Genomic DNA, 23783 nt, shown 5'->3' on the forward strand with positions numbered 1-23783 from the left:
GGCAAACACGCATTGATAAGGCAGATATATGGCTGCAGATGAAACAAATCTGATCTGGGTTGATCTGGAGATGACGGGGCTAGAGCCCGAGGTCGACAGAATCATTGAAATTGCGACTATCGTTACCGACAAGGAACTGAACATATTGGCCGAAGGGCCGGTGATTGCCATCCATCAGAGTGAGGATGTACTTGCGGCGATGGATGACTGGAACCAGAAGCATCACGGCGAGTCAGGCCTGATCGACAGAGTCAGGGCGAGTGACTTCAGTGAGCAAGATGCCATCACTCAGACGATTGCCTTCTTATCCGAGCATGTGCCAGCCGGTGTGTCGCCAATGTGCGGTAACAGCATAGGTCAGGACAGACGTTTCATGAATCGTTACATGCCAGCCCTGGAAGACTATTTCCACTATCGCAACATAGATGTCAGTTCTGTCAAAGAGTTAGTGCGTCGCTGGAAGCCGGAAGTTATGAACGGTTTTAAGAAGCAGGGCACTCATCAGGCACTGGTTGATATTCAGGAGTCGATTGCCGAACTGCAATATTATCGTGAGAAAGTATTTAAAATTTAACCAAACGGTAGAAAATTTTAAATTAGGGGGTTGCAGAGGGGCGAAATTCTCCTATAATGCGGCCTCAACTTTTTACTGGCGCAATCGCCGGTGATGATTGAAATGCGACATTAGCTCAGTTGATAAAAGGTAACACGATGCCTTTGTTGATGATGACAGCTAAGGTAGCACGAAAAATTTATGCGACATTAGCTCAGTTGGTAGAGCGATACCTTGCCAAGGTATAGGTCATCGGTTCGAACCCGATATGTCGCTCCAAATTACAAAAGTTTGGTTACACCAATATCCAGACTCAAAGATTATGCGACATTAGCTCAGTTGGTAGAGCGATACCTTGCCAAGGTATAGGTCATCGGTTCGAACCCGATATGTCGCTCCAAAATTATGCGACATTAGCTCAGTTGGTAGAGCGATACCTTGCCAAGGTATAGGTCATCGGTTCGAACCCGATATGTCGCTCCAAAATTTATGCGACATTAGCTCAGTTGGTAGAGCGATACCTTGCCAAGGTATAGGTCATCGGTTCGAACCCGATATGTCGCTCCAAATTTTCCTCTCTAAGCTTCAGTTTCGAATAGCACTTAATAATGCTCCCGCTGCTTGCGTGTATTGTCCTTATGCGACATTAGCTCAGTTGGCTCTTTGTTCACTGCGTTAGGCGATACCTTGCCAAGGTATAGGTCGAGCGTTTAGCGCTACCGATTCGAACCCGATATGTCGCTCCAAATTTTTCTCTCTAAGCTTGGGTTTCCAATAGAAGTTAATATCTATCCCGCTGCTTGCGTGTATTGTCCTTATGCGACATTAGCTCAGTTGGCTCTTTGTTCACTGCGTTAGGCGATACCTTGCCAAGGTATAGGTCGAGCGTTTAGCGCTACCGATTCGAACCCGATATGTCGTTCCAAATTTTCCTCTCTAAACTTCAGTTTCCAATAGTACTTAATATTGGTTCCGCTGCTTACGTGTATTGTCCCTATGCGACATTAGCTCAGTTGGCTCTTTGTTTCTGTCTGCAACCCACATTCTTTATCCTTCATTCATCTTCGAACGCGCTTAGGTGCCATAGATTTTGGTCTTGGTGAATTTCTATGCACTATTGAAGAGTAATTTTGAGGAGTGTTTTGTCGTTTTATCTATTGCCAGAGCCGTTAAGTTAACGATTATTGGCTCTTTATCGGCGTGAAGATCACAAAATTGTCATTAGCGTGATGTGAGATAAAATTCTTTAAGCTTGTCTAATGTAGCGACTTCGGAAGTGCGCAAACTATGACATTGTTCAAAAAAAACTGCGCTAATTACTCCCATAATGAAATCAAGTCAGTATTAACGCCTAAAGCTTGGCATCGATTGGAGTAGGAAAAATGAGATTTCAACAACTTAATGAACAGTTGGCATATGTCTCTAAGTGTCGCTTGGAAATGGCCCGTTTGTATGCGCGTTTACACAGCGCGGTAGATTCGTCTCGTGTGAAATTGATGCTGGAGTATTTGCAACAACATGAGAAAGAGGTGTCTAAGAAGATCGATGACTACATCGAAGAGGCGCCAAGCCGTCTGCTGGAACTCTGGTATAACGACATTGTGTTTGAAGACTTCATCAAGCGTTGTCAGGATGTGATTCCAGCAGCCAACATGAATGAAGATGATCTGCTTGAGCTACACCTGGATCTCGACAACCGACTGATCGGTCTGTTTGAGAAGACGGCGGAATCCTCTGTGCCGGGCGATGTGAAGAACGCCCTCAACGATCTGGTGCGGGTCGAGAAGATTCAGCAGCAACGTCTGGTGCACAGCAGCCTGAGAATGGAAGATATTTAAGCCGAGTTATTTAAGTCGAGTTATGTAGGCTTGGTTTTTTAAGCAGAGCTATTTGACCATTTCGGATAAAGATACATATGAAAAAGGCGCCTTGGGCGCCTTTTTCTATTCTCACCCAGCTTATTTTAAGCCTAAGGTTATAGCTATCTCTTTTTGATTGCTTTTTTGTGTTTCAACCAGGGTGAAAACTTCAATTATCTACCTTCACTTAGGGTTTTATAGCCTCAATAGTTCAGTAATTTGGCTGACTGCCTAAGTGATTTTTTCTCAGTTCGATGAAATGTTTTGTTATCTCTTCGCTGGCCTTCGGGGCTCTGAGCTGGCGGATTTATTGTGCCAGATCAAACTTCCTCCAATCTCTGGCGTTTTAACGGAATCTCTTGGCGATTAAAAACTCAAATATCGAATATGCTTAGGCATAGGGCAACCCGCCCCGGTGATGAGTCTTGTTAAGGAGAATCCAGATGTTGTTTAGTGACGGCCAGCTGCCACCGGCCTTATATACGGCGCAGATGATTCGTGATGCCGAAGCGCGCTTTATCGCGTCCGGTGAGGCTAACTTATGTCAGTTGATCGATAGCGCCGGTCAGTCGGCCTTCGAACTATTGCAACGGGAAGGCAGGCTCAACAACAAAATTTTGGTATTGGCGGGCTATGGTAACAACGGCGCCGATGCCTATATCTGTGCCACCTTGCTGCTCGAATCTGGATGTGATGTCGCCCTCTATGCCGTAGAGCGTCCCGAGCCAGGCGAGGGGATTAGCTACGCCAAGGCGGCCTTTCTCGCGGCGGGCGGACATCAGCTATCTGATTATGAAGAGGTACTCAAGGAGGCCGAGGTCGTCGTCGATGGCCTGCTGGGCACAGGGGTAAAGGGAGAGCCTCGCGCCCCCTTTGCCGAGATGATTAAGGTGCTGAATGCTTATTTTCCCTGGATCTTATCCTTAGACGTACCCTCTGGGATCGATGTGGATACCGGCGCCGGGCAGCTGGCGGTCAAGGCCGATGTGACCCTGACTTTCGGCGCGCCGAAACAGGGGCTTATCACGGGTAAGGCGAGGGACTGTGTCGGACGCCTCTGGTTTGCCGATATAGGGTTGCAGGACTATCTGCCGGACTCTAAGGTGCTCAATATTGCCTATAGGCTAACCGATTTGGGATTGCCTGCCAGGGCGCAGAACAGCCACAAGGGCGCCTGTGGCAAGGTGACCGTTATCGGTGGTGACAATGGGATGGCCGGGGCGCCGCGTTTAGCGGCCGAGAGTTGTCTGCGGGCCGGAGCCGGCCTAGTGGCGGTGATCTCGCGGCCCGAGCATTTGACCGTGGTTAACTCGGGCAGACCGGAAATTATGTTCTGGGGCTGTGAGCTGGTGGATATGGAGGTGTACCAGCGCCTGGGGTGGGCCGATATTTTGCTGATCGGGCCCGGACTGGGCAAACATGACTGGGGCTATAACTTGCTTAAGGCGACGAGTCTCAGTGACAAGCCCTGTGTGATGGACGCCGATGCCCTCAATCTACTGGCGCTTGACCCATCCCGGCAGAGTAACTGGGTGCTGACTCCCCACAGCGGTGAGGCGGCTCGTCTTTTGGGTATCAGTATCGCCGAGGTGGAGGCGGATCGCTTTGCCGCCGTCTATGCTCTGCAGGCAAAATATGGCGGCGTCGTGGTACTTAAAGGGGCCGGCACTTTGATATATGACGGCAAGGTGTGTCACGTGGCGCCCGTGGGTAACCCTGGGCTCGCCAGTGGCGGCAGTGGTGACGTGCTAGGCGGCATCATAGCGGCCCTGATGGCACAGGGGATGTCTAAGATGGATGCGGCCAGCGCCGGGGTGGTGGTTCATGGCGCCGCGGCGGATCTTGCGGCCAAAGATGGCGAGCGAGGCATGCTGGCCTGTGACCTGTTTGCTCATATACGTGCGCTGGTCGATAGGATTTAGCCTGGGCAGATTAAAATGCGCTAATGTTTGTTTAGATAAACGCCGGTTTAGGTTAAAGTATCTGGTTCAAAAAAGGATTGTCCTTAATTAGCGATAGATACGATGACATCAGTAAAAGTTTATCTTGAAAATGAAGCAGAAACCGTTAGCTTAGGCCAAAGGCTAGCCAGTGCGATTAAGCCGCCATTGACCCTCTATCTGAGTGGTGAATTGGGGGCGGGGAAAACCACCTTTAGTCGTGGTCTGATTCAGAGTCTGGGGCATCAGGGGGCGGTGAAGAGCCCGACCTATACGCTGGTTGAGCCTTACGAGTTAGGTGATATTGATGTATATCATTTTGATCTATATAGATTAAGTGATCCAGAAGAGCTCGAGTTTATGGGGATTCGAGACTACTTTACCGACTCGAGCCTGTGTATTGTCGAGTGGCCCGATAAGGGCGTCGGCCTCCTGCCCGAGGCCGATCTGGCGATACACATTCAATATCACCAACAGGGCCGAGAAGTCACGCTGACGGCGCATTCGCGCGCCGGAGAGATTTTGTTAGATAGTTTACATAATTAATAATGATAAGAACTGAGTCACTAATAAAACGCCTATTATTGATTGTCTTGCTGTGTATTCCTTCCATTGCCTACAGCGCAAATAAACTGGAAGGCGTACGTATCTGGGCGGCGCCAGAATCCACACGTGTGGTGTTTGACCTGCGTGAACCGCCGAAGTATTCCCATTTTACCCTCACCAGTCCCTATCGCTTGGTGGTCGATCTGACCACCACGGCAACAGGGCTCAATCTGAGCAAGATTGAGAATAACAGCAAGCTGGTTAAGCGGGTGCGCATCAGCAAACCGCCCAAGAAGGGCACCCTTAGGCTGGTGATCGATTTGGTCAAGCCCGCCAAGGCCAACCTGTTTGCCTTGTCGCCCACGGCCCCCTATGGCAATCGCCTAGTGGTGGATCTTGAAGGCGGCAGCCAGAGCCCTAAAACGGCAAAGGCTGAACCCCAGCAGGAGCTGAGAGACATTATTGTCGCCATCGACGCCGGACATGGCGGCGATGATCCGGGCTCTATCGGCCCCTCGGGGATCTATGAGAAGAAGGTCGCGTTACAGATCGCCAAGAAGGTAGAGGCCAAGATCAATGCCACGCCGGGCATGCGCGCCATTATGACCCGCTCGGGTGACTACTTCGTCAACCTGAATAAACGCTCTGAGATCGCCCGTAACAGCAAGGCCGATCTGCTGGTGTCTATTCACGCCGACGCCTTTACCTCGCCTAAGCCTCAGGGCGCCTCTGTGTGGGTGCTGTCGATGCGCCGCGCCAACAGTGAGATCGGTCGCTGGTTAGAGCAGAAAGAGAAGCACTCTGAACTGCTGGGTGGTGCCGGTGAGATTATCCAGAACGCGGACAACGAGCAGTATCTGGCCATGACCCTGCTGGATATGTCGATGGACAGATCCATGGCGATCAGCCATAACATCGCCGGAGACGTGCTCGCTAACCTGGGGAAGGTGACACGCCTGCATAAGCATAAGCCGGAGGCAGCCAGCCTGGCCGTGCTCAAGTCGCCGGATATTCCCTCTATCCTGGTGGAGACGGGCTTTATCTCGAATCACAAAGAGGAACGCCTGCTGACCCAGAGGGATCATCAGAACAATATCGCCAACGCCGTCCACAAGGGTGTGGTGCGCTATTTCGAGAATAATCCCCCGGCTAACACCATGATGGCCAGTAAGAGCGGCATCAAGCATAAGGTGACGGCCGGCGAGTCATTGTCGGTGATCGCCCATCGCTATCAGGTATCAGTCGCCAGCATCAAGAAGGCTAACAAGCTTAAGTCCAACACCCTCTACATTGGTCAGAAGCTGATCATTCCCCGGGCGTAAGGAACCAAGATGACTATTCGAATTTTGCCTCCTCAACTGGCTAACCAGATTGCCGCCGGGGAGGTGGTAGAGCGTCCTGCTTCCGTTATCAAAGAGCTGGTGGAAAACAGCCTGGACGCCGGTGCCACCCGCGTCGATATCGAGATAGACAAGGGCGGCAGCAAGCTGATTAAGATCACAGACAACGGCTCAGGCATCCCCAAGGAGGAGCTGAGTCTGGCGCTGTCTCGCCATGCCACCTCTAAGCTGGCCTCGTTAGATGATCTGGATGCCATCCTGAGTTTCGGCTTTCGCGGTGAGGCGCTTGCCAGTATCAGCTCTGTCTCCCGTCTGACCCTGACCTCGCGAACGCAGCAACAGAGTGAGGCATGGCAGGCCTATGCCGAGGGCTCAGAGATGGCGGTCAGGGTGATCCCGGCGGCGCATCCCGTGGGCTCGACGGTGGAGGCGGCGGATCTCTTCTTCAATACGCCGGCCAGACGCCGTTTCTTAAAGAGCGACAAGACAGAATTTACCCATATCGATGAGTGGCTCAAGCGAATCGCCTTGGTGCGCCGTGACATTCATTTTACCCTCAAGCACAACGGTAAGCAGGTGCGCAACTATCGCCCGGCCAAGACAGAGGCGCAATATCTACAGCGTATGGCCCAGGTCAGCGGTAAGGCCTTTGCCGACAACGCGCTCAGGGTCGACTGTACCCACAACGGCTTAAGTCTCAGCGGCTATATTCAATCGCCATTTGGCGAGCAGGCCGTCGGCGACACCCAATATTTCTATGTTAACGGCCGTTTGGTGCGTGACCGCCTGGTTAATCATGCGGTGCGTCAGGCATTTGCTCAGCAGCTGCAAGGTGAGCAGGTTGCCTTCGTGCTTATGTTGACCCTGGATCCCCATCAGGTGGATGTCAACGTGCATCCGGCTAAGCATGAGGTGCGCTTCCACGAGAGCCGTTATGTGCATGACTTTATCTTGCAGGCGCTGGAATCGGCGCTGCGTCAGTCGAGTGAGTTGGCCTTAGAGGCGGCTCTGGGCAGAGAGGTGGCAGGCCAGGAGACGCCCGCCTCCTATATTCGTCCACTGCAACCTGAGTCTAATAGGGGTGAGCAGAGTAACTATGCTGCTAAAACGACTGAGCAGGACGAAGCATGGTCAGGAGATGAGCGCCGTGCCTACACGGGACTCAATGCTGGGGTAGGAGCCGGCGGTGAGCGGGTGCGAGAGACGCAGGTGAGCGCCTATGGCGGAAGTCAGTTTGCCGGGCGAGGACGCAGCCATGCGAGCGCCGAGCTGCCCAGTCAGGCGGCCGTCGACAGTTATGCCCAGCTGATGACCACACCAGGCGTGACGAGTCAGTCGGTTCAACAAGCAGGTGACCTTCCGCCCATGCCACAGCTGCTCGACGGACAATATTGGCTGCTGGTTCGGGGTAGCGAGCTTGCCCTGCTCAGCCTGCAGACCGCTGTGCGTGAAGTGACGCGCCGGGAGATCCTGGTCAAGCTGGATGCCGGTCTCATTGGCCAGCCGCTCCTGATGCCCGTGTCGGTCAAGGTCGATGAGGATTGGCAGCAGACCTTGGCCGAGAGAGACCTTTTAGTGAGAAAATTGGGATTAGAGCTAACTATTCGCCTCGGCCAGTTGATAATTAAAAAAGTGCCCCCATATCTAAGGCAGAGTCAGCTGGCGAGCGTGATCCCTGAGTTTCTCCAATGGATACGCTTCGAAGAGCCGACAAACGATGCGCTGGTCAATTGGCTGGTGAATCAAGCGAGCGAACAGTTTAGTTCGGCGAGTCGACTCTGGGGCGAACTCATAGGACTGCCCGAGTCGCAGCAGCAAGAAATTTTATCTATGGCCAAGGTGATGCCTTGGCAAGAATGGTTAGGTGAGCAAACGAGTGAATAGCGAGAGTCAGCCGACAATTATCACCCTGATGGGGCCGACGGCGTCCGGTAAGACAGCGCTCGCGATGGCATTGGCCGAGCAGCACAACTGCGAGATTATCTCGGTCGACTCGGCGCTCATCTATCGCGGTATGGATATCGGCAGCGCCAAACCGACCCAGGAAGAGCTGAGCCGCGCGCCGCACCGTTTGATCGATATTCGCGATCCCAGCGAGAGTTACTCCGCGGCGGATTTTCGTAGCGACGCCATCGCCAACATCGAGGCGATCTTAGCGGCGGGCAAGACGCCCCTTCTCGTGGGCGGCACCATGCTTTATTTCAAGGCGCTACTCGAAGGCCTGTCGCCATTGCCATCGGCGGATGAGGCCATCCGGGCCGAGATAGCCAGCGAGGTCGAAACCAAGGGCTGGCAGGCGTTGCATGATGAGCTGCGCCGCGTGGACCCGGTATCGGCAGAGCGAATTCACCCTAATGATCCCCAGCGTCTGTCGCGGGCATTGGAGGTATACCGCATTAGCGGTAAAAGCCTGACCGAGTTGACCCAGGTGAAGGCCGATGCCTTGCCCTATAAGGTGGTGCAATTTGGCATAGCACCGAAAGATCGCAAAGTGCTACACCTTGCTATAGCAGAAAGATTCAAATTGATGTTAAATCAAGGTTTCGTCGAAGAGGTGCAGCGGCTCAAGGCCCGAGAGGATCTGCATCTAGACCTACCTTCGATGAGATGTGTCGGATATCGCCAGGTGTGGCAGTATCTCGATGGGGAATATGACTATGATACTATGGTCGAAAAATCCATAGTTGCGACTAGGCAATTGGCCAAGCGTCAATTAACATGGTTGCGAGGATGGACAGATCTAAATTGGCTGGAGAGTGGCGATGAAGCTAATCTGGCGCGACTATTAGAACATTGTCGCTAGCTAATTCATTCACTCTATATAATACTAAAACCAAACCAGAAATTGATGCTGTATTAGGTTTTAATTAATTTTAATAAAAAGGAAATTACATAATGGCAAAGGGGCAATCTTTACAAGACCCATTTTTGAACGCATTACGACGTGAACGCGTTCCGGTATCTATCTACCTAGTTAACGGTATCAAGCTTCAGGGACAAGTTGAGTCATTCGATCAGTTTGTTATTTTATTGAAGAACACTGTCAGCCAGATGGTATACAAGCACGCTATCTCTACCGTGGTGCCTGCACGTCCATTTAACGTGAGCAACCATCACAACACGCCTAACCAGGCGGCGGGTTACAATGCACAACATGACGATAGCGCTGAGTAATTTCCTGAGGAGTTCGCTTTTTGTTTGAACGCTATGAGGCGGGAGAAGCTGCAGTACTTGTCCATATCGACTTTTCAGATGAAGACAGTAGGGAAGATATTACCGAACTTCGTTTACTGGTCGAGTCGGCAGGCGCTGAAACCGTTGGCGTGATCACGGGAAGTCGTCGTTCTCCAGATAGAAAGTATTTTGTTGGTACAGGTAAAGCGGAAGAGTTGGCGGCCATGGTGGCAGCCACCGACGCGAATGTGGTGATTTTTAACCATGCCTTGAGTCCTGCACAAGAGCGTAATCTTGAGCTGATCTGTCAGTGTCGGGTCTTAGACCGTACGACGCTGATTTTGGATATTTTTGCTCAGCGCGCCAGGACCTATGAGGGTAAGTTGCAGGTGGAGCTAGCGCAATTGCGCCACATGTCGACGCGCCTGATTCGTGGTTGGACGCACCTTGAAAGGCAAAAAGGTGGTATCGGCCTGCGGGGACCGGGTGAAACACAGCTGGAAACCGACAGACGTCTGTTGCGTGGTCGCATCAAGACCATCAACAAGCGACTGGAAAAGGTCGATAAGCAGCGTGAACAGAGTCGCCGGGCGAGGCAGCGAAGCGAACTCGCGACCGTGTCCTTGGTGGGCTACACCAACGCCGGTAAGTCGACCCTATTTAACGCCTTGACCGTTTCCGAGGTCTATGCCGCCGACCAGCTGTTTGCGACACTCGATCCGACCCTGCGTAAGTTAGACTTACAAGACGGTTCGGTCATTTTGGCCGACACGGTCGGTTTCATCAGACATCTTCCCCATGATCTCGTGGCGGCGTTTAAGGCCACCCTGCAGGAAACCCGCGAAGCGGATCTTCTGCTACATGTGGTCGACAGTGCTGATGAAAACATGGGCGACAATTTTGAACAGGTACAGTTGGTACTCAAAGAGATTGGCGCCGAAGAGATTCCACAGTTGATCGTCTGTAACAAGATAGATCTCTTGGAAGAGGTGGGCCCTAAGATCGACTATGACAGCGATGGGGTCCCAACGCGTGTGTGGGTTTCGGCCCAGCAGCGACTAGGCTTGGACTTGCTCGAGAAGGCCATCAACCAGTTGGTTGGGCGGGCCGTATTAGAGCTTACCTTGCGTATTCCGGCGACGGCCGGACATTATCTTGGTCAGTTTTATCGACTGGATGTGATACAGCAGAAAGAGTATGACGATCTGGGGAACTGTATCTTATCTGTGCGCTTATTGGAGGCCGATTGGCACCGATTAGCCAAGCAGAGCCAAGGGGAGTTGGAAACCTTTATTGTTGAAACCGCAGCAATAGAGTAGTTTTTAGTAATCTCGTTTATTTCATACACCTATGGAGTGCTAAATGGCTTGGAACGAGCCCGGTAACAAGGGTCAAGACCCTTGGGGAAACAAGAACGGCAATGACAAGGGGCCGCCAGATCTCGACGAAGTATTTAAGAATATTTCGAAGCGTTTTGGGGGTAAAGGAAATGGCGCTGGCGGCGGATTCAGCGCACTAGGTTTTATCATTGTATTAGGCATCGCCGTTGTCGTATGGGGACTATCAGGTTTCTATACGGTGAAAGAAGCCGAGAAGGGTGTGGCGCTTCGCTTTGGTAAATATATTGGCGAAGTAGAGCCTGGCCTACAGTGGAAGGCGACCTTTATCGATGAAGTCTTCCCAGTGAATGTGAGCAATGTTCGCTCAATTCCAGCCTCAGGCAGCATGCTGACCGCCGACGAGAACGTCGTGCTGGTAGAGCTGGATGTACAGTATATTGTGGTCGATCCTTATCGTTACCTGTTCAGCGCGGTTGATGCTAATTCGAGCCTGCGTGAGGCAACGGATAGCGCCCTGCGTTATGTGGTGGGCCACAACAGGATGGACGATATCCTGACCACGGGACGTGATCAGATCCGTCGCGATACCTGGGAAGAGGTTGAGCGTATCATCAAGCCCTACAACCTGGGCATCGAGATCCGCGACGTGAACTTCCTGCCGGCCCGTCCGCCGGAAGAGGTGAAAGACGCCTTCGATGACGCCATTGCCGCACAGGAAGATGAGCAGCGTTTCATCCGTGAAGCCGAAGCTTATTCTCGCGAAATCGAGCCTAAGGCCCGTGGTACGGTGCAGCGCATGGAGCAGCAGGCGAACGCTTATAAAGAGCGTGAGATCTTAGAGGCGCGCGGTAAGGTGGCTCGCTTCGAGAAGCTGTTGCCTGAATATAAGGCGGCGCCGGAAGTGACCCGCAATCGTCTCTACATCGATGCCATGTCTAAGGTCTTATCGGGTACCAACAAGGTGCTGGTGGACTCGAAGGCGGGCAACAACATGATGTATCTGCCGCTGGATAAGTTAATGGAGCAGCGTCCACAGACTAAGACGAGCAAGCATGTCGAGGTGGACACGGTCAATGACTCAGTGAACAGCATAGTAAATAGTGTTGGCATGCCGTTAGATGGAAGGCCTTCTCGTAGCGACCGCACTCGCCAGGGGAGAAACTAATCATGGGTAGATTATCTGTTATTATTGCGGCCATCTTAGTTGCTATGGGTCTATCGTCCCTGATGGTGGTCAACGAGGGTGAACGCGCTATCGTGTCGCGCTTTGGTAAGATCATCAAAGATGAGGGCGTGACGCGCATCTATAAGCCGGGTCTGCATATCAAGTTGCCGGTGATCGATAAGATCAAGTATCTCGACTCTCGCATCCAGACAATGGATGGCGCGGCGGACCGTTTCGTTACCTCTGAGAAGAAAGACCTTATGGTCGACTCTTATGTGAAGTGGCGCATCAAGGATCACGAGAAGTACTATCTTGCGACCAACGGTGGTAACAAGGTCCAGGCCGAATCGCTACTCCAACGGAAGATCAACAACGATCTGCGTACCGAGTTTGGTCGCCGTACCATCAAGGATATCGTTTCGGGTAGCCGTGATGAGCTGCAGCAAGATGCGCTGAGAAACGCTTCTGACAGCGCGCAGGACCTGGGTATCGAAGTCGTTGACGTGCGTGTTAAGCAGATCAACCTGCCGGCCAACGTGAGCTCAAGCATCTACCAGCGTATGCGCGCCGAGCGTACCGCTGTGGCTAAGGAGCATCGCGCTCAGGGTAAGGAGCAGTCTGAAATCATTCGCGCCAAGACGGATGCCAGTGTGACCATTCAGATCGCCGAAGCCGAGCGTAAGGCGCTACAGGTACGTGGTGAGGGCGATGCCATCGCCGCTAAGATCTACGCCGATGCCTACAAGAAAGACCCAGAGTTTTTCTCTTTCCTGCGTAGCCTAGAGGCTTATCAGGCGAGTTTCGGTAATGGCTCTAATGTGATGGTGCTCGAGCCGGAAGGCGACTTCTTCAAGTACATGAAGAGTTCCGATGCGAAATAGTTCTCATTGAGGATTATTAAGATTAAAGCCCGACGAGTTCGGGCTTTTTTATTGCTAATTGTCGCAAGTTGCTAATTTAGCTTTGATTGTTATTCTCGTTTACCATTTTATTGGCTAAAATCTCCCGCGTTTCATCCCACACTTGCTGCCCATTTTCTTCTGGAATGCCCAATTTCCTAACATAGTTAACTTTGTGCTTTGTTTTACTATGATCTGCTTCTAATTTTTGGCTATAATGGGCCCCGCCTCAAATTTGACTTTTGCGCTTTGGGGTAAAACCCCAATTTCAAAAGTTTTTAAAACAAAAATTCCAACACTCTCTGGAGATAAGTGGATGAGCAATGCGCCAGTCGATACCGGACGTCGCAGATTCCTGACCGCAGCAACCGCCGTAGTGGGTGGTGCTGGTGCCGTCGCTGTAGCGGTTCCTTTTATAAAGTCATGGAATCCGAGTGCCAAAGCGAAAGCTGCAGGTGCACCGGTAGAAGTAAATATTAGTAAGTTAGAGCCGGGTCAGCTGATCCGTGTTGAATGGCGTGGAAAGCCTGTATGGGTTGTCCGCCGTACCGAAGAGATCTTAAAAGGTCTTGCTACTCACGATGATCAGTTGCGCGATCCAGCGTCTAACGAAGAGCAACAACCTGCCTATGCGCAGAACGCCGTTCGCTCAATCAAGCCTGAGTACTTTATTGCCGTTGGTCTGTGTACGCACTTAGGTTGTTCTCCAACGTATCTGCCTGATACATTCGGTGAACAGGTTGAAGGCGTCGCTTCTGGTTTCTTCTGTCCATGTCATGGTTCTAAGTTTGATATGGCTGGTCGTGTATTCCAGGGGGTTCCAGCGCCGTTGAACCTAGTTGTTCCACCTCATCAGTACATTGATGACGGCAACGTGATTATCGGTGTCGACCAGGGGGCTGCGTAATGGTTAAAAATATTATCGATTGGATTGATGCGCGCATCCCTATGACGGCTACCTACAACCGTCACGTAGGTCAATATGCGACGCCAACCAACTTCAACTTCTGGTACTTCTTTGGCTCTCTGGCCATGCTAGTACTGGTAAACCAGCTGCTGACCGGTATCTGGTTGACCATGAACTATGTACCAACCGCAGAAGGTGCCTTCGCCTCTGTCGAATACATCATGCGTGATGTTGAGTACGGCTGGCTACTGCGTTACATGCACTCAACCGGTGCATCGGCCTTCTTCGTGGTGGTTTATCTGCACATGTTCCGTGGCCTGCTCTACGGTTCTTACCAGAAGCCGCGTGAACTGCTGTGGCTGTTCGGTATGTTGATCTTCCTCGTACTGATGGCAGAAGCTTTCATGGGTTACCTGCTTCCGTGGGGACAGATGTCTTACTGGGGCGCACAGGTAATTATCTCTCTGTTTGGTGCTATCCCTGTTATCGGTGACGACCTGACACTATGGATTCGTGGTGACTTCGTTGTTTCTGGTGCGACACTGAACCGCTTCTTCGCGCTGCACGTTATCGCGCTGCCATTGGTGCTTGTGGTACTGGTGTTCCTACACCTTATCGCCCTGCACGAAGTGGGTTCTAACAACCCAGACGGTATCGAGATCAAGAAGAACAAAGATGAGAATGGCTGGCCGAAAGATGGTATTCCATTCCACCCATACTACACAGTGAAAGATATCATGGGCGTCGCTGGCTTCCTGATCGTCTTCTGCTACGTGTTGTTCTTCATGCCTGAAGGCGGTGGATACTTCCTCGAGAAGCCTAACTTCGAAGCGGCTAACCCGATGAAGACTCCTGAGCATATTGCACCAGTTTGGTACTTCACACCTTTCTACGCCATCCTACGTGCGATTCCTGACAAGCTGTTAGGGGTTGTGGGTATGGGTCTAGCGATTGCCGTACTCTTCGTTCTGCCTTGGTTAGATCGTTGTAAGGTGAAGTCAATCCGCTACCGTAGCATGATTCATAAGCTGAATATTGGTCAGTTTGCCGTATCTTTCGTTATCTTAGGCTACCTGGGTGCCGTACCTGCGACGCCAACGCTGACAATTGCTGCGCGTATTTTCACTCTGACATACTTCGGTTTCTTCTTAGCACTGTGGCTATACAGTAAGAATGAGAAAACTAAGCCTGTACCAGAGAGGTTGACCCACTAATGAAAAAATTACTGATTGCATTAGTTACATTAGTACCATCTCTTGCGTTTGCTGCAGGTGGTGCCCATGTTCATCTAGAAAGTGCTAACGTCGACCTGAATGACAAAGAGTCGCTGCAACGTGGTCTGGACAGCTTCCAGCACTACTGCTCAGGCTGTCACAGCACTCAGTATCAGCGTTATAACCGTGTTGCCGAAGACCTAGGTATTTCAGTGGACGATATGCGTAACAAGTATATGTTCAATGCCGATGCCAAAGTGGGCGATCTGATGGAAAATGCCATTCCTGAAGTCGACGCGGCCAAGTGGTTCGGTGCTGCGCCACCGGATCTGACGCTGGTTGCACGTGTACGTGGCGAAGACTGGATCTACACCTACCTGAAGAGTTTCTACCAAGATGAGACTCGTCCATTTGGTGTAAACAACACAGTCTTCCCTTCAGTGGCTATGCCGCACGTACTGCAAGAGCTGCAAGGTCTGCAGGTTAAGCAAGAAGACGGTAGCTTGGTGGCTACTGGCGGAAAGCTGACTGCCGAAGAATATGATCAAGTCGTTCGTGACATCACAGGCTTCCTGGTTTACTCAGGCGAGCCGGTCAAACTTGAGCGTGAAAGCTTAGGTTGGTGGGTAATGGGCTTCCTGTTTATTTTCTTTATTGTGGCCTACCTCTTGAAGAAAGAGTACTGGAAAGATGTACACTAACCCCCGTTAGAGGTTAGAATATATTATCCGCATATTATAAACGGGGGGCTCTGCCCCTCGTTTGTTTTTGCTTTTTTAGCTTTCATATTTTAAATCTTGGAGGGTATCAATGGCTGTTGCTGCCAATAAACGCTCAATCATGACCCTGTTTTCAGGCGCCGACGATCTCTATAGCCATCAAGTCCGTATCGTCTTGGCGGAAAAGGGAGTGACTGTCGATGTTCTGCAGGTGGATCCTAGCGATATGCCTGAAGATCTTATTGAGCTAAACCCATACAACACAGTGCCAACTTTGGTTGACCGTGAGTTGGTGCTTTATAACTCACGCATCATCATGGAATACTTAGATGAGCGTTTCCCGCATCCTCCGCTGATGCCTGTCTACCCGGTTTCTCGCGGTCAGACTCGTCTGATGATGCACCGTATCGAGAACGATTGGTACAGCCTGGTGGATCGTATCCGCAAGGGTGACCGTGCCGATGAGGCGCGTAAAGAGCTGCAGGAAAGCCTGACCGCTATCGCACCTATCTTCAACGAGATGCCATACTTCATGGCCGAAGAGTTTGGCCTGGCCGACTGCTACCTGGGCCCACTGTTGTGGCGTCTACCTGTACTGGGCATCGAGCTGGACAGCCGTACCGCCAAGGAAGTTAAAGCCTATATGACACGTCTATTCGATCGTGAATCATTCAAGGCATCTTTGACCGAGGCAGAGCGCGAAATGCGCATGGGTATCTAAGATGAAACCTATGACCCCTAACCGTCCTTACCTGTTACAGGCCTATTACGACTGGCTCATGGATAACGAGCTGACCCCTCATGTAGTGGTCGATGCTTACGTGCCCGGTACTCAAGTACCGCAGCAGTATGTGAAAGATGGACAGATAGTGCTTAATATTACCGCCAGCGCCGTGGGTAATTTGCAGATAGGTCATGACTTCATCGAGTTTAATGCCCGCTTCGGTGGTGTGCCGCAGCAAGTGGTACTGCCTATGGCCTCGATCGTCGCCATCTACGCCAGAGAAAATGGCGCCGGAACCGTGTTCGATCAGGAAGAAGCCTATCAGCTAGAGGCCGACGCCAGCGACTTGGGGCTCTCCGTAGTCGATGAGACTAAGAGTGAAGAGCCTGTCGCTGCCGAGCCTTCCGCCGAGCAGGAAAAGCCGAAACGCCGTGGTCATCTCACCCTGGTGAAGTAAGCAGCTATTCTGAATTAGACGCATAGGCGACATAACGACATAAAAAACCAGCTTAGGCTGGTTTTTTTGTGCCTGTAAAAAGACTGGCCGGGGGTATACCTAAGCTACGCCCAAGTTATGGCTAAGCTACGCCTAAGCTATTCCTATGGTATGAGTAGGGAAGAGGCCGGGACAGGGAATGAGGCAAGCGAGTCGAGCGCGGTATACGCCAGGCGTCAGTAGAATGGATGATCCTGTCTGGACTCTGTGTTAGCATCTGCGCCAGAAAAATGTGGCGTAACTCACACCCAATTCATACGAGCAATTTATCCATGATCCTGATGATCGACAACTATGACTCCTTTACCTTCAATCTGGTGCAGTATTTTCAGCAGCTGGGGGAGGAGATTGTCGTCAGGCGCAATGATGAACTGAGCCTCGAGGAGATTAAGGCGCTTGCACCAAGCAGACTGGTGATCTCCCCCGGCCCATGCTCACCCAACGAGGCGGGTATCTCGCTGGCGGCGATAGAGGCCTTTGCCGGTAAACTGCCTATATTGGGGGTCTGTCTCGGTCATCAGGCGATCGCCCAGGTCTACGGCGTCGAGGTGGTGCGGGCCAAGCGAGTGATGCACGGCAAGACAAGTGCCATAGCTCACACAGGCGAAGGGCTGTTTGCCGGGCTGAATCAGCCCTTAACCGTTACCCGTTATCACTCACTCTTGGTTGAGCAGCTGCCCGGTGGCTTTATTCTGGATGCCTGGTTCGACGACCCCGTCCATGGCCGCGAGATCATGGCCATGAGTCGACCCGAACTAGGCCTGTTCGGCGTGCAGTTTCACCCAGAGTCTATCCTGACCGAGCAGGGACTTGAGCTGCTGGCAAACTTCGTCAAGCAGACCATCTAGGGCCTGTTGACCTTTTGAGAACAAATTTTGTTCTAATTGAGCACGTTCAAATCGCGGCTCGAGGCTTGAGATATAGTTATTCTATATAAAAGCCGAGTAACAAAGCGTTGAACGTGCTCAAGACGAACCCTGCGGGCAGCGTCTGTATCATTTTTCTACTGCGTTATCGCTCATTGATCTAGCACACTAGATTACAATCGCTCTGTATTGTATAAAATCGATACAGAATGCTGAAAAAATGAACGCGAAAGATAAAAAGGCCCTAATCAAGCCGCTAAACCTGTGTCTTAGTCTGATGATGTCAGCGACAATGGTTAACCATTAGGTCTATTCTTTTTCAAACTGTTACAAGTTTTATCCCGACCTTATCCCCGTCCCTCCGCCATTTTGTGATATAAAAGGCAGCAAAATAACAAGGTTGGGGCTTTGCCCTGACGGTATAAATCATAAGGAAGGACGATGACGGGCGCGTTTCGTGGATTTGGTCTCAGCATTTTGACCCTCACCATCTTGGGGGGCTGTGCAGCCACCCCTTCAACCGATACTCAACAGACTCAGGCAAACACTCAGGCAAGCACTCAGGTGGCGTTAGCGACGCCGCCAAGTGTCGATCAGGCCCTGACACTCAAGCAGATTATGGCTAACCCGGATTGGATGGGGATCTTGGCTAAGGGCGAGTATTGGAGCGACGACAGCCAGTCGGTCTATTTTGCGCGCCAGGCGCATCAATCACCGCTGCTTGACTATTATCAACAGCCACTTAATTCGGCAGAGGCGGCTAAGCTAGCGTTGGATGCCCTGCATCAGGCGGATCAGCAGTATGGCGTGTTTGACGAGGCGCGTACCCGTAAGGCCTATATCTATCAGGGCAACCTGTTTGTTAAAGATCTGCTGAGCGGGAAAGTCTCGCAGCTGACCCGCCAAAACACTAAGGTAGACGGGGTGCGTTTCCTCACCAATGGCGATATCGCCTACTGGCAGGGCGATCAGGTGTTCCGCATTCATGGTGATACCGGCCTGTATGAACAGATCGCCAACATCAAGATGGCCAAGCAGCCTAAAGGAGTCGAGGCGCCAAGCAGCTATATCGCCAAGCAGCAGCATAGACTGATCCAATATGTCGCCCTCAAGCAGACTCAGGCGAAAGAGAAAGAGCAGTATCAGGCGGAACTGGCCAAGCAAGATCCCACCATGAGCGCCAAGACCTGGTTCCTGGGTGACGAGGAAATCGTTTCCCAGATGAGCCTATCTCCGGATGGCCGCTATCTGCTGCTGTCATTGGTGGACAAGAACTACAGCTGGCGCGCCGAGCATGACATCATGCCTAACTACCTTGGCAGCCAGGGATATGTGGATGCCGTACCGGCCAGGGCGCGTGTCGCCGAAGACAAGTATCCTGGCGAGCGCCTGGTGCTCCTGGATCTTGAGCAGCATGAGAAACGTGACATCACCATCGAAGGGTTAACTGGGTTCGATGAAGACGTATTGGCCTCGGTGAAGGCAGAAAATGCCAAGGCGAAGGGCGAGACCTATAAGAGCGAGAAGGCGCCGCGTAAGGTGCAGCTGATGCAGGACTGGGGCTGGACCCAGAGCGCCATGCAGTGGCAAGCCAAGGACAATAAGGTCGCCATCATGCTCGAAGCGGTGGATAACAAGGACAGATGGATCGCGACCCTCAACCTCAAGTCGGGTTCGCTCAAGACCCAGCACAGGCTGCACGACGATGCTTGGGTGAACTACAACTTTAACCAGTTTGGCTGGTTGCCACAGAGCGATACCCTCTATTACCTCTCGGAAGAGACTGGCTATTCGCACCTCTATCTCAAGGCCAGCGATGCCAAGCCACAGGCCCTGACTCAGGGTAAGTATGTGGTCAGCGACATCACCCTAGGCCCTAAGGCCGAGTATATCTACTACAAGGCCAACAAAGACCATCCGGGCATCGACAATGTTTATCGTGTCAAAATCGCCGACGGTCAGAGCGAGCAGCTTACCCAGTGGGATGGTCAGCTGGATTACAGCCTGAGCCCAGATGGCAGCAAGCTGCTACTCAAGGCCTCACGTCGTACTCAGCCGAGCGAGCTCTATGTGCAGGCCATCGGCGGTGAGCTAAAGCAGCTGACCCACTACACCTCGGATGCCTTCAAGCAATACCCTTGGCAGGCTCCTGAGGTGGTTAAGGTGCCATCTAGCCATGGTGCGGGCGATGTCTATGCCAGGGTCTATCTGCCACAGGGCTTCGATAAGACGCGCAGCGATAAGTATCCCGCGGTGATCTTTAACCATGGCGCCGGTTATCTGCAGAATGCCCATTATGGTTTCTCAGGCTACTTCCGTGAGTTTATGTTCCACAACCTGCTGACACAACAGGGCTATGTGGTGATGGACATGGACTATCGCGGCTCTAAGGGTTACGGCCGCGACTGGCGTACGGCGATCTACCGCAACATGGGTCATCCCGAGGTGGAAGATCTGAAAGATGGCGTGAGCTGGATGGTGGCCAATACCCATGTGGATGGCCAGCGAGTGGGCACCTATGGCGGTTCTTACGGTGGCTTCCTAACCTTCATGGCGCTGTTTACCGAGCCAGAGCTGTTCCAGGCCGGCGCCGCGCTGCGCCCCGTGAGCGACTGGGCTCACTACAACGCGCCTTATACCTCTAATATCCTCAACACGCCTGATGTGGACGCCATCGCCTATGAGCGTAGCTCGCCTATCGAACACGCCCAGGGGCTGCAGAAGCCGCTGTTGGTGATGAGTGGCGTGCTGGACGATAACGTCTTCTTCCAGGACAGCGTACGTCTGGTGCAGCGCCTGATTGAGCTGGAGAAGCCGATGTTCGAGACCGCCATCTATCCGGTCGAGCCTCACGGTTTCCGTCAGCCGTCGAGCTGGCTGGATGAATACCGCCGTATCTTCAAGTTGTTCGAGCAAGAGCTGAAATAACGACAAGGGCCTCAATAGAGGCCCTTTTTATTGCTAACTTATCACTGTTAAGTCAGGGATTTGGTGTAATATATGCCTTAAGCATCCAGATTGCTGAGGAGAACAGCTTAGGTGGCAAAGTCCATTGCCGGCGGGGTCCGTCCGGGGATCATCATAGATATCGAACACAGCTTCTGAAACAGATCATCGTGGGTAAACAGAAGGGCGTGGCCTCCATGTTTGATGACTTAGATAGAGAACTGGAGAACGACGCCAATAAGCTCGCCATCGAGCGCGACGCCGTGTTTGAGCGCCTCTCAAAGCAGATCCAGGCCAGGCAGGTGTTCGAGGCGGTATCCAAGCAGCTGATCACTACGGTCAATAGCACGCTGGACAATCAACTGGCCTCGCCAGAGCTGCTGATACAGCACTCGGGCATCAACGCCAGTCAGATGTTGATACTTGAGCTGTTACAGCAGAAGAATCTGGATCTGAGTCGGCTGCGCCTGCTGATCGCGGATCTGCCCTGGCTGGCGCGTGATCTGACCAACATGGTCAACAGCCCCTCGTTTCGCCATAAGCGCCAGCAGCGCTCCGATGTAAAGGTGACCGAGATAAAGCTGGTACTCAATTTTATCGGCGTGGAAAACCTCAGGCTGCTGATCCCCTATTATTGTCTGCGTAACTGGCTACCAACCGGGCATGCTAACTTGCTCTGGACCACACGCAAGCTGTGGCGTTACGCCATGGTAACCGGCATCGCCGCCAAGGCCATGGCGCAGCTCAATGAGCAGGATATGGCAACGGCCTACACAAGTAGCTTGTTCTATCAGTTGGGGATCTCAGTGGTGCTCAAGAATGGTGCCAAGGTCTACGAGAGTATTTGGGGCAACTGGCTGAGGGAAGCCAGTGGTAGTCGCGATAAGGAGCTACATGACGCCGTGTTAGCTACCGAGTTTCCCGCCGAGGATATCTATCAGCAGGTGCTACACCACGCCCATACCCTCAACTGGCGTTTACCCGAGCTGCTCGATTTCTCGGCCAGCAGTCTGACACAAACCCAGAGAGAGCTGGACACCTGCCTGAGTTACAGTGAGCTCTCGAGCGAGGCCGCCCTGGTTGCTAGGGCTAGCTGTTATGCCAAGGTGTTGATGCTCGAGGAGATGCGGTTGATCTCGCCCAAAGAGAAGCAGATGATGTTCGACTATTATCAGCTCTCCGAGCAGGAGCAGATCCGTCTCAAGGGGCAGAACTACCGTAAGCTAGATCTCTACTAGTCGATAGCGCGTAGAACATGGCTCATCCACCCGGCGCCCTAGATACGATTTAACGCGGCGCCTTCTCCTTACCCCCCTTTTTTTTGTTACCTATCCTGTTGATATTTATTGCATCACTCGGCTTTCCGTCAGAGCCTAGCAATCGTTTTAATCCTTGATTGAAGCCAGTCAGAGCCTATGGTCAACACGGCTCTTGAGAGGGAGCAGTCATTTCGATGGTTTTAGTATGCTTTGCTATGGAAATGTTTTACTATCCAGACCACGTCAAAACATGACTTTATATTCATAAAATTCACATTGTTACGCGGAATTGTGGTCGATAATTTTTTTTCTGACTATTTATGCTCAAGGCTAGGTTATAAACGCTTGTATAACCTTTAAGCTCAAATCTTTATGCATTTGTTATGCACATGCTAAGAAGGCGATATGGTAGGAACTGGTATTTTGATCACGTTTTCGCTATTAATGTCCCCCTAGATAACAAAATAACCGTCACCGAAAGGCATGGCTTTTCGGAAAAAGACGGGTACGACAGGCGATTGAAGCCTTCGGCAACATTGAAAGGATGAGTAGAATGAGCGTAAACCAAAAGCTAACCCGAGCCCAGTTTGATGAAGTAATGGTGCCTAACTATGCACCTTCGGCTGTGATCCCTGTCCGTGGTGAGGGTAGCCGTGTTTGGGACCAGGAAGGCAAAGAGTTTGTCGACTTCGCCGGCGGTATTGCGGTGAACTGTCTGGGTCATTGTCATCCAGCGCTGGTTGGCGCCTTGAAAGAGCAGGGTGAGAAGATTTGGCACCTGGCTAACGTGATGACTAACGAGCCAGCACTGGCACTGGCGACCAAGCTGGTTGAAGCCACCTTCGCAGAGAAGGTTTATTTTGCTAACTCAGGCGCAGAAGCCAACGAAGCGGCCCTTAAGCTGGCCCGTCGTTACGCCCTGGACAAGTTTGGCGCCGACAAAGATCAGATCATCGCCTTCGATAAGGCCTTCCACGGCCGTACTTTCTTTACCGTAAGCGTGGGTGGCCAGGCGGCCTATTCAGACGGCTTCGGTCCTAAGCCACAGTCTATTACCCACCTACCATTCAACGATATCGCGGCGCTGGAAGCCACGGTATCTGACAAGACTTGTGCCATCATGCTCGAGCCACTACAGGGCGAAGGCGGCATCATAGACGCCGATCCTGAGTTCCTGCGCGCCGTACGCGCCCTGGCCGACAAGCACAACGCCCTGGTGATCTTCGATGAGGTGCAGACAGGTGTTGGTCGTCTGGGTGAGCTTTACGCCTACATGCGCACCGAAGTCACGCCGGATATCCTCACCACTGCTAAGGCGCTCGGTGGCGGTTTCCCTATCGCGGCTATGCTGACCACCACAGAGATCGCCTCTCACCTTAAGATAGGTACCCATGGTTCGACTTACGGCGGTAACCCATTGGCTTGTGCCATAGGTAATGCGGTACTGGACGTAGTCAATACCCCTGAGGTGCTTGATGGTGTTAAACGTCGCGAGCAGCTGCTACGTGACGGCCTGAACAAGATCAACGAAAAGTACCATGTGTTCACCGAGGTTCGCGGTCAAGGCCTGCTGTTGGGCGCCGTGCTTAATGAGCAGTACCAGGGTCGTTCAAAAGATTTCTTGGTTGCCGGTATCGCCGAAGGCCTGATGAGCCTGGTTGCCGGTCCAAACGTGATCCGCTTTACTCCTTCTCTTGTTATTCCTGAGGCAGATATCGCCGAGGGTCTTGCTCGTTTCGAACGTGCAGTAGCCAAGGTTGTAGCTGGCTAAGCGACGGCATAAGCGCGGGGTAACAGCCGCGCTTTTTTGTCTGAAAGAAATACTTGAACCTCAAG

19 protein-coding genes, 6 tRNA genes and 1 pseudogene are annotated in these 23783 nt (G+C 52.0%); all 26 read left to right on the forward strand.

Annotation, left to right across the window (positions count from 1 at the left end; translation table 11 throughout):
• Window positions 1–28 precede the first annotated feature (28 nt).
• Window positions 29–574, forward strand: a complete 546-nt coding sequence (gene orn / locus DB48_RS00370) for an oligoribonuclease (protein ID WP_041508361.1) — start codon at window positions 29–31, stop codon at window positions 572–574.
• A 182-nt stretch (window positions 575–756) separates the two neighbouring features.
• Window positions 757–832 (forward strand) — tRNA-Gly (locus DB48_RS00375).
• A gap of 45 nt (window positions 833–877) precedes the next feature.
• Window positions 878–953: transfer RNA gene (locus tag DB48_RS00380), tRNA-Gly, on the forward strand.
• A gap of 7 nt (window positions 954–960) precedes the next feature.
• Window positions 961–1036: transfer RNA gene (locus DB48_RS00385), tRNA-Gly, on the forward strand.
• A gap of 8 nt (window positions 1037–1044) precedes the next feature.
• A tRNA-Gly gene (locus DB48_RS00390) sits at window positions 1045–1120 on the forward strand.
• 73 nt (window positions 1121–1193) lie between these two features.
• A tRNA-Gly gene (locus DB48_RS20010) sits at window positions 1194–1299 on the forward strand.
• Between the two features lie 73 nt (window positions 1300–1372).
• Window positions 1373–1478 (forward strand) — tRNA-Gly (locus DB48_RS20015).
• A gap of 457 nt (window positions 1479–1935) precedes the next feature.
• Entirely contained in the window at window positions 1936–2391 is a 456-nt protein-coding gene (locus tag DB48_RS00395) for a hypothetical protein (protein WP_041508362.1), read from the forward strand.
• A 464-nt stretch (window positions 2392–2855) separates the two neighbouring features.
• A complete protein-coding gene (locus DB48_RS00400; RefSeq protein ID WP_041508363.1) occupies window positions 2856–4334 on the forward strand; it encodes an NAD(P)H-hydrate dehydratase in 1479 nt (492 codons plus the stop codon).
• A 102-nt stretch (window positions 4335–4436) separates the two neighbouring features.
• Complete coding sequence (gene tsaE, locus DB48_RS00405; RefSeq protein ID WP_041508364.1) at window positions 4437–4898, forward strand: tRNA (adenosine(37)-N6)-threonylcarbamoyltransferase complex ATPase subunit type 1 TsaE; 462 nt, start codon at window positions 4437–4439, stop codon at window positions 4896–4898.
• Between the two features lie 2 nt (window positions 4899–4900).
• Window positions 4901–6220, forward strand: a complete 1320-nt coding sequence (locus DB48_RS00410; RefSeq protein ID WP_041508365.1) for an N-acetylmuramoyl-L-alanine amidase — start codon at window positions 4901–4903, stop codon at window positions 6218–6220.
• 9 nt (window positions 6221–6229) lie between these two features.
• Window positions 6230–8122 (forward strand): DNA mismatch repair endonuclease MutL, encoded by a 1893-nt coding sequence (gene mutL, locus DB48_RS00415; RefSeq protein WP_041508366.1) that lies wholly within the window; start codon window positions 6230–6232, stop codon window positions 8120–8122.
• Window positions 8115–9041 carry a tRNA (adenosine(37)-N6)-dimethylallyltransferase MiaA gene (gene miaA / locus DB48_RS00420; RefSeq protein WP_041508367.1) on the forward strand — a complete coding sequence of 309 codons (927 nt, stop codon included), beginning with the start codon at window positions 8115–8117 and terminating at the stop codon, window positions 9039–9041. The genes mutL and miaA overlap by 8 nt, the downstream gene beginning before the upstream one ends.
• A gap of 92 nt (window positions 9042–9133) precedes the next feature.
• A complete protein-coding gene (gene hfq, locus DB48_RS00425; protein ID WP_041508368.1) occupies window positions 9134–9412 on the forward strand; it encodes an RNA chaperone Hfq in 279 nt (92 codons plus the stop codon).
• A 20-nt stretch (window positions 9413–9432) separates the two neighbouring features.
• Window positions 9433–10731 (forward strand): ribosome rescue GTPase HflX, encoded by a 1299-nt coding sequence (hflX, locus tag DB48_RS00430; protein WP_041508369.1) that lies wholly within the window; start codon window positions 9433–9435, stop codon window positions 10729–10731.
• 43 nt (window positions 10732–10774) lie between these two features.
• Window positions 10775–11917, forward strand: a complete 1143-nt coding sequence (hflK, locus tag DB48_RS00435; protein WP_041508370.1) for an FtsH protease activity modulator HflK — start codon at window positions 10775–10777, stop codon at window positions 11915–11917.
• Window positions 11918–11919: 2 nt separating this feature from the next.
• On the forward strand, window positions 11920–12798 hold the full coding sequence (gene hflC, locus DB48_RS00440; protein WP_041508371.1) for a protease modulator HflC: 879 nt from the start codon (window positions 11920–11922) through the stop codon (window positions 12796–12798).
• 334 nt (window positions 12799–13132) lie between these two features.
• Window positions 13133–13723: a ubiquinol-cytochrome c reductase iron-sulfur subunit gene (gene petA / locus DB48_RS00445; protein WP_041508372.1), complete on the forward strand. Its 591-nt coding sequence runs from the start codon at window positions 13133–13135 to the stop codon at window positions 13721–13723.
• A complete protein-coding gene (locus DB48_RS00450; RefSeq protein ID WP_041508373.1) occupies window positions 13723–14937 on the forward strand; it encodes a cytochrome b in 1215 nt (404 codons plus the stop codon). The genes petA and DB48_RS00450 overlap by 1 nt, the downstream gene beginning before the upstream one ends.
• Complete coding sequence (locus tag DB48_RS00455) at window positions 14937–15638, forward strand: cytochrome c1 (RefSeq protein ID WP_041508374.1); 702 nt, start codon at window positions 14937–14939, stop codon at window positions 15636–15638. Before DB48_RS00450 ends, DB48_RS00455 begins: the two co-directional genes overlap by 1 nt.
• 109 nt (window positions 15639–15747) lie before the next feature.
• A complete protein-coding gene (sspA, locus tag DB48_RS00460) occupies window positions 15748–16377 on the forward strand; it encodes a stringent starvation protein SspA (protein WP_041508375.1) in 630 nt (209 codons plus the stop codon).
• Window position 16378: 1 nt separating this feature from the next.
• Entirely contained in the window at window positions 16379–16837 is a 459-nt protein-coding gene (locus DB48_RS00465; protein ID WP_041508376.1) for a ClpXP protease specificity-enhancing factor, read from the forward strand.
• Window positions 16838–17148: 311 nt separating this feature from the next.
• On the forward strand, window positions 17149–17724 hold the full coding sequence (locus DB48_RS00470) for an anthranilate synthase component II (RefSeq protein ID WP_041508377.1): 576 nt from the start codon (window positions 17149–17151) through the stop codon (window positions 17722–17724).
• A gap of 459 nt (window positions 17725–18183) precedes the next feature.
• A complete protein-coding gene (locus DB48_RS00475) occupies window positions 18184–20670 on the forward strand; it encodes a S9 family peptidase (protein ID WP_041508378.1) in 2487 nt (828 codons plus the stop codon).
• A gap of 111 nt (window positions 20671–20781) precedes the next feature.
• A pseudogene (locus DB48_RS00480) lies at window positions 20782–21926 on the forward strand (HDOD domain-containing protein).
• A 574-nt stretch (window positions 21927–22500) separates the two neighbouring features.
• A complete protein-coding gene (locus tag DB48_RS00485) occupies window positions 22501–23718 on the forward strand; it encodes an aspartate aminotransferase family protein (RefSeq protein WP_041508379.1) in 1218 nt (405 codons plus the stop codon).
• Window positions 23719–23783: the final 65 nt, after the last annotated feature.

The sequence above is a fragment of the Shewanella sp. cp20 genome (assembly GCF_000832025.1).
Classification (GTDB): Bacteria; Pseudomonadota; Gammaproteobacteria; order Enterobacterales; family Shewanellaceae; genus Shewanella.

Bases quoted from the DNA above. Each gene is read 5' to 3' on its own strand.
- DB48_RS00485 (WP_041508379.1), top strand. From the start codon at position 22,501: ATGAGCGTAAACCAAAAGCTAACCCGAGCCCAGTTTGATGAAGTAATG.
- DB48_RS00450 (WP_041508373.1), top strand. From the start codon at position 13,723: ATGGTTAAAAATATTATCGATTGGATTGATGCGCGCATCCCTATGACG.
- petA (WP_041508372.1), top strand. From the start codon at position 13,133: ATGAGCAATGCGCCAGTCGATACCGGACGTCGCAGATTCCTGACCGCA.
- DB48_RS00395 (WP_041508362.1), top strand. From the start codon at position 1,936: ATGAGATTTCAACAACTTAATGAACAGTTGGCATATGTCTCTAAGTGT.
- DB48_RS00465 (WP_041508376.1), top strand. From the start codon at position 16,379: ATGAAACCTATGACCCCTAACCGTCCTTACCTGTTACAGGCCTATTAC.
- DB48_RS00455 (WP_041508374.1), top strand. From the start codon at position 14,937: ATGAAAAAATTACTGATTGCATTAGTTACATTAGTACCATCTCTTGCG.
- DB48_RS00400 (WP_041508363.1), top strand. From the start codon at position 2,856: ATGTTGTTTAGTGACGGCCAGCTGCCACCGGCCTTATATACGGCGCAG.
- DB48_RS00470 (WP_041508377.1), top strand. From the start codon at position 17,149: ATGATCCTGATGATCGACAACTATGACTCCTTTACCTTCAATCTGGTG.
- mutL (WP_041508366.1), top strand. From the start codon at position 6,230: ATGACTATTCGAATTTTGCCTCCTCAACTGGCTAACCAGATTGCCGCC.
- DB48_RS00410 (WP_041508365.1), top strand. From the start codon at position 4,901: ATGATAAGAACTGAGTCACTAATAAAACGCCTATTATTGATTGTCTTG.
- hflC (WP_041508371.1), top strand. From the start codon at position 11,920: ATGGGTAGATTATCTGTTATTATTGCGGCCATCTTAGTTGCTATGGGT.
- DB48_RS00475 (WP_041508378.1), top strand. From the start codon at position 18,184: ATGACGGGCGCGTTTCGTGGATTTGGTCTCAGCATTTTGACCCTCACC.
- sspA (WP_041508375.1), top strand. From the start codon at position 15,748: ATGGCTGTTGCTGCCAATAAACGCTCAATCATGACCCTGTTTTCAGGC.
- orn (WP_041508361.1), top strand. From the start codon at position 29: ATGGCTGCAGATGAAACAAATCTGATCTGGGTTGATCTGGAGATGACG.
- hfq (WP_041508368.1), top strand. From the start codon at position 9,134: ATGGCAAAGGGGCAATCTTTACAAGACCCATTTTTGAACGCATTACGA.
- tsaE (WP_041508364.1), top strand. From the start codon at position 4,437: ATGACATCAGTAAAAGTTTATCTTGAAAATGAAGCAGAAACCGTTAGC.
- hflK (WP_041508370.1), top strand. From the start codon at position 10,775: ATGGCTTGGAACGAGCCCGGTAACAAGGGTCAAGACCCTTGGGGAAAC.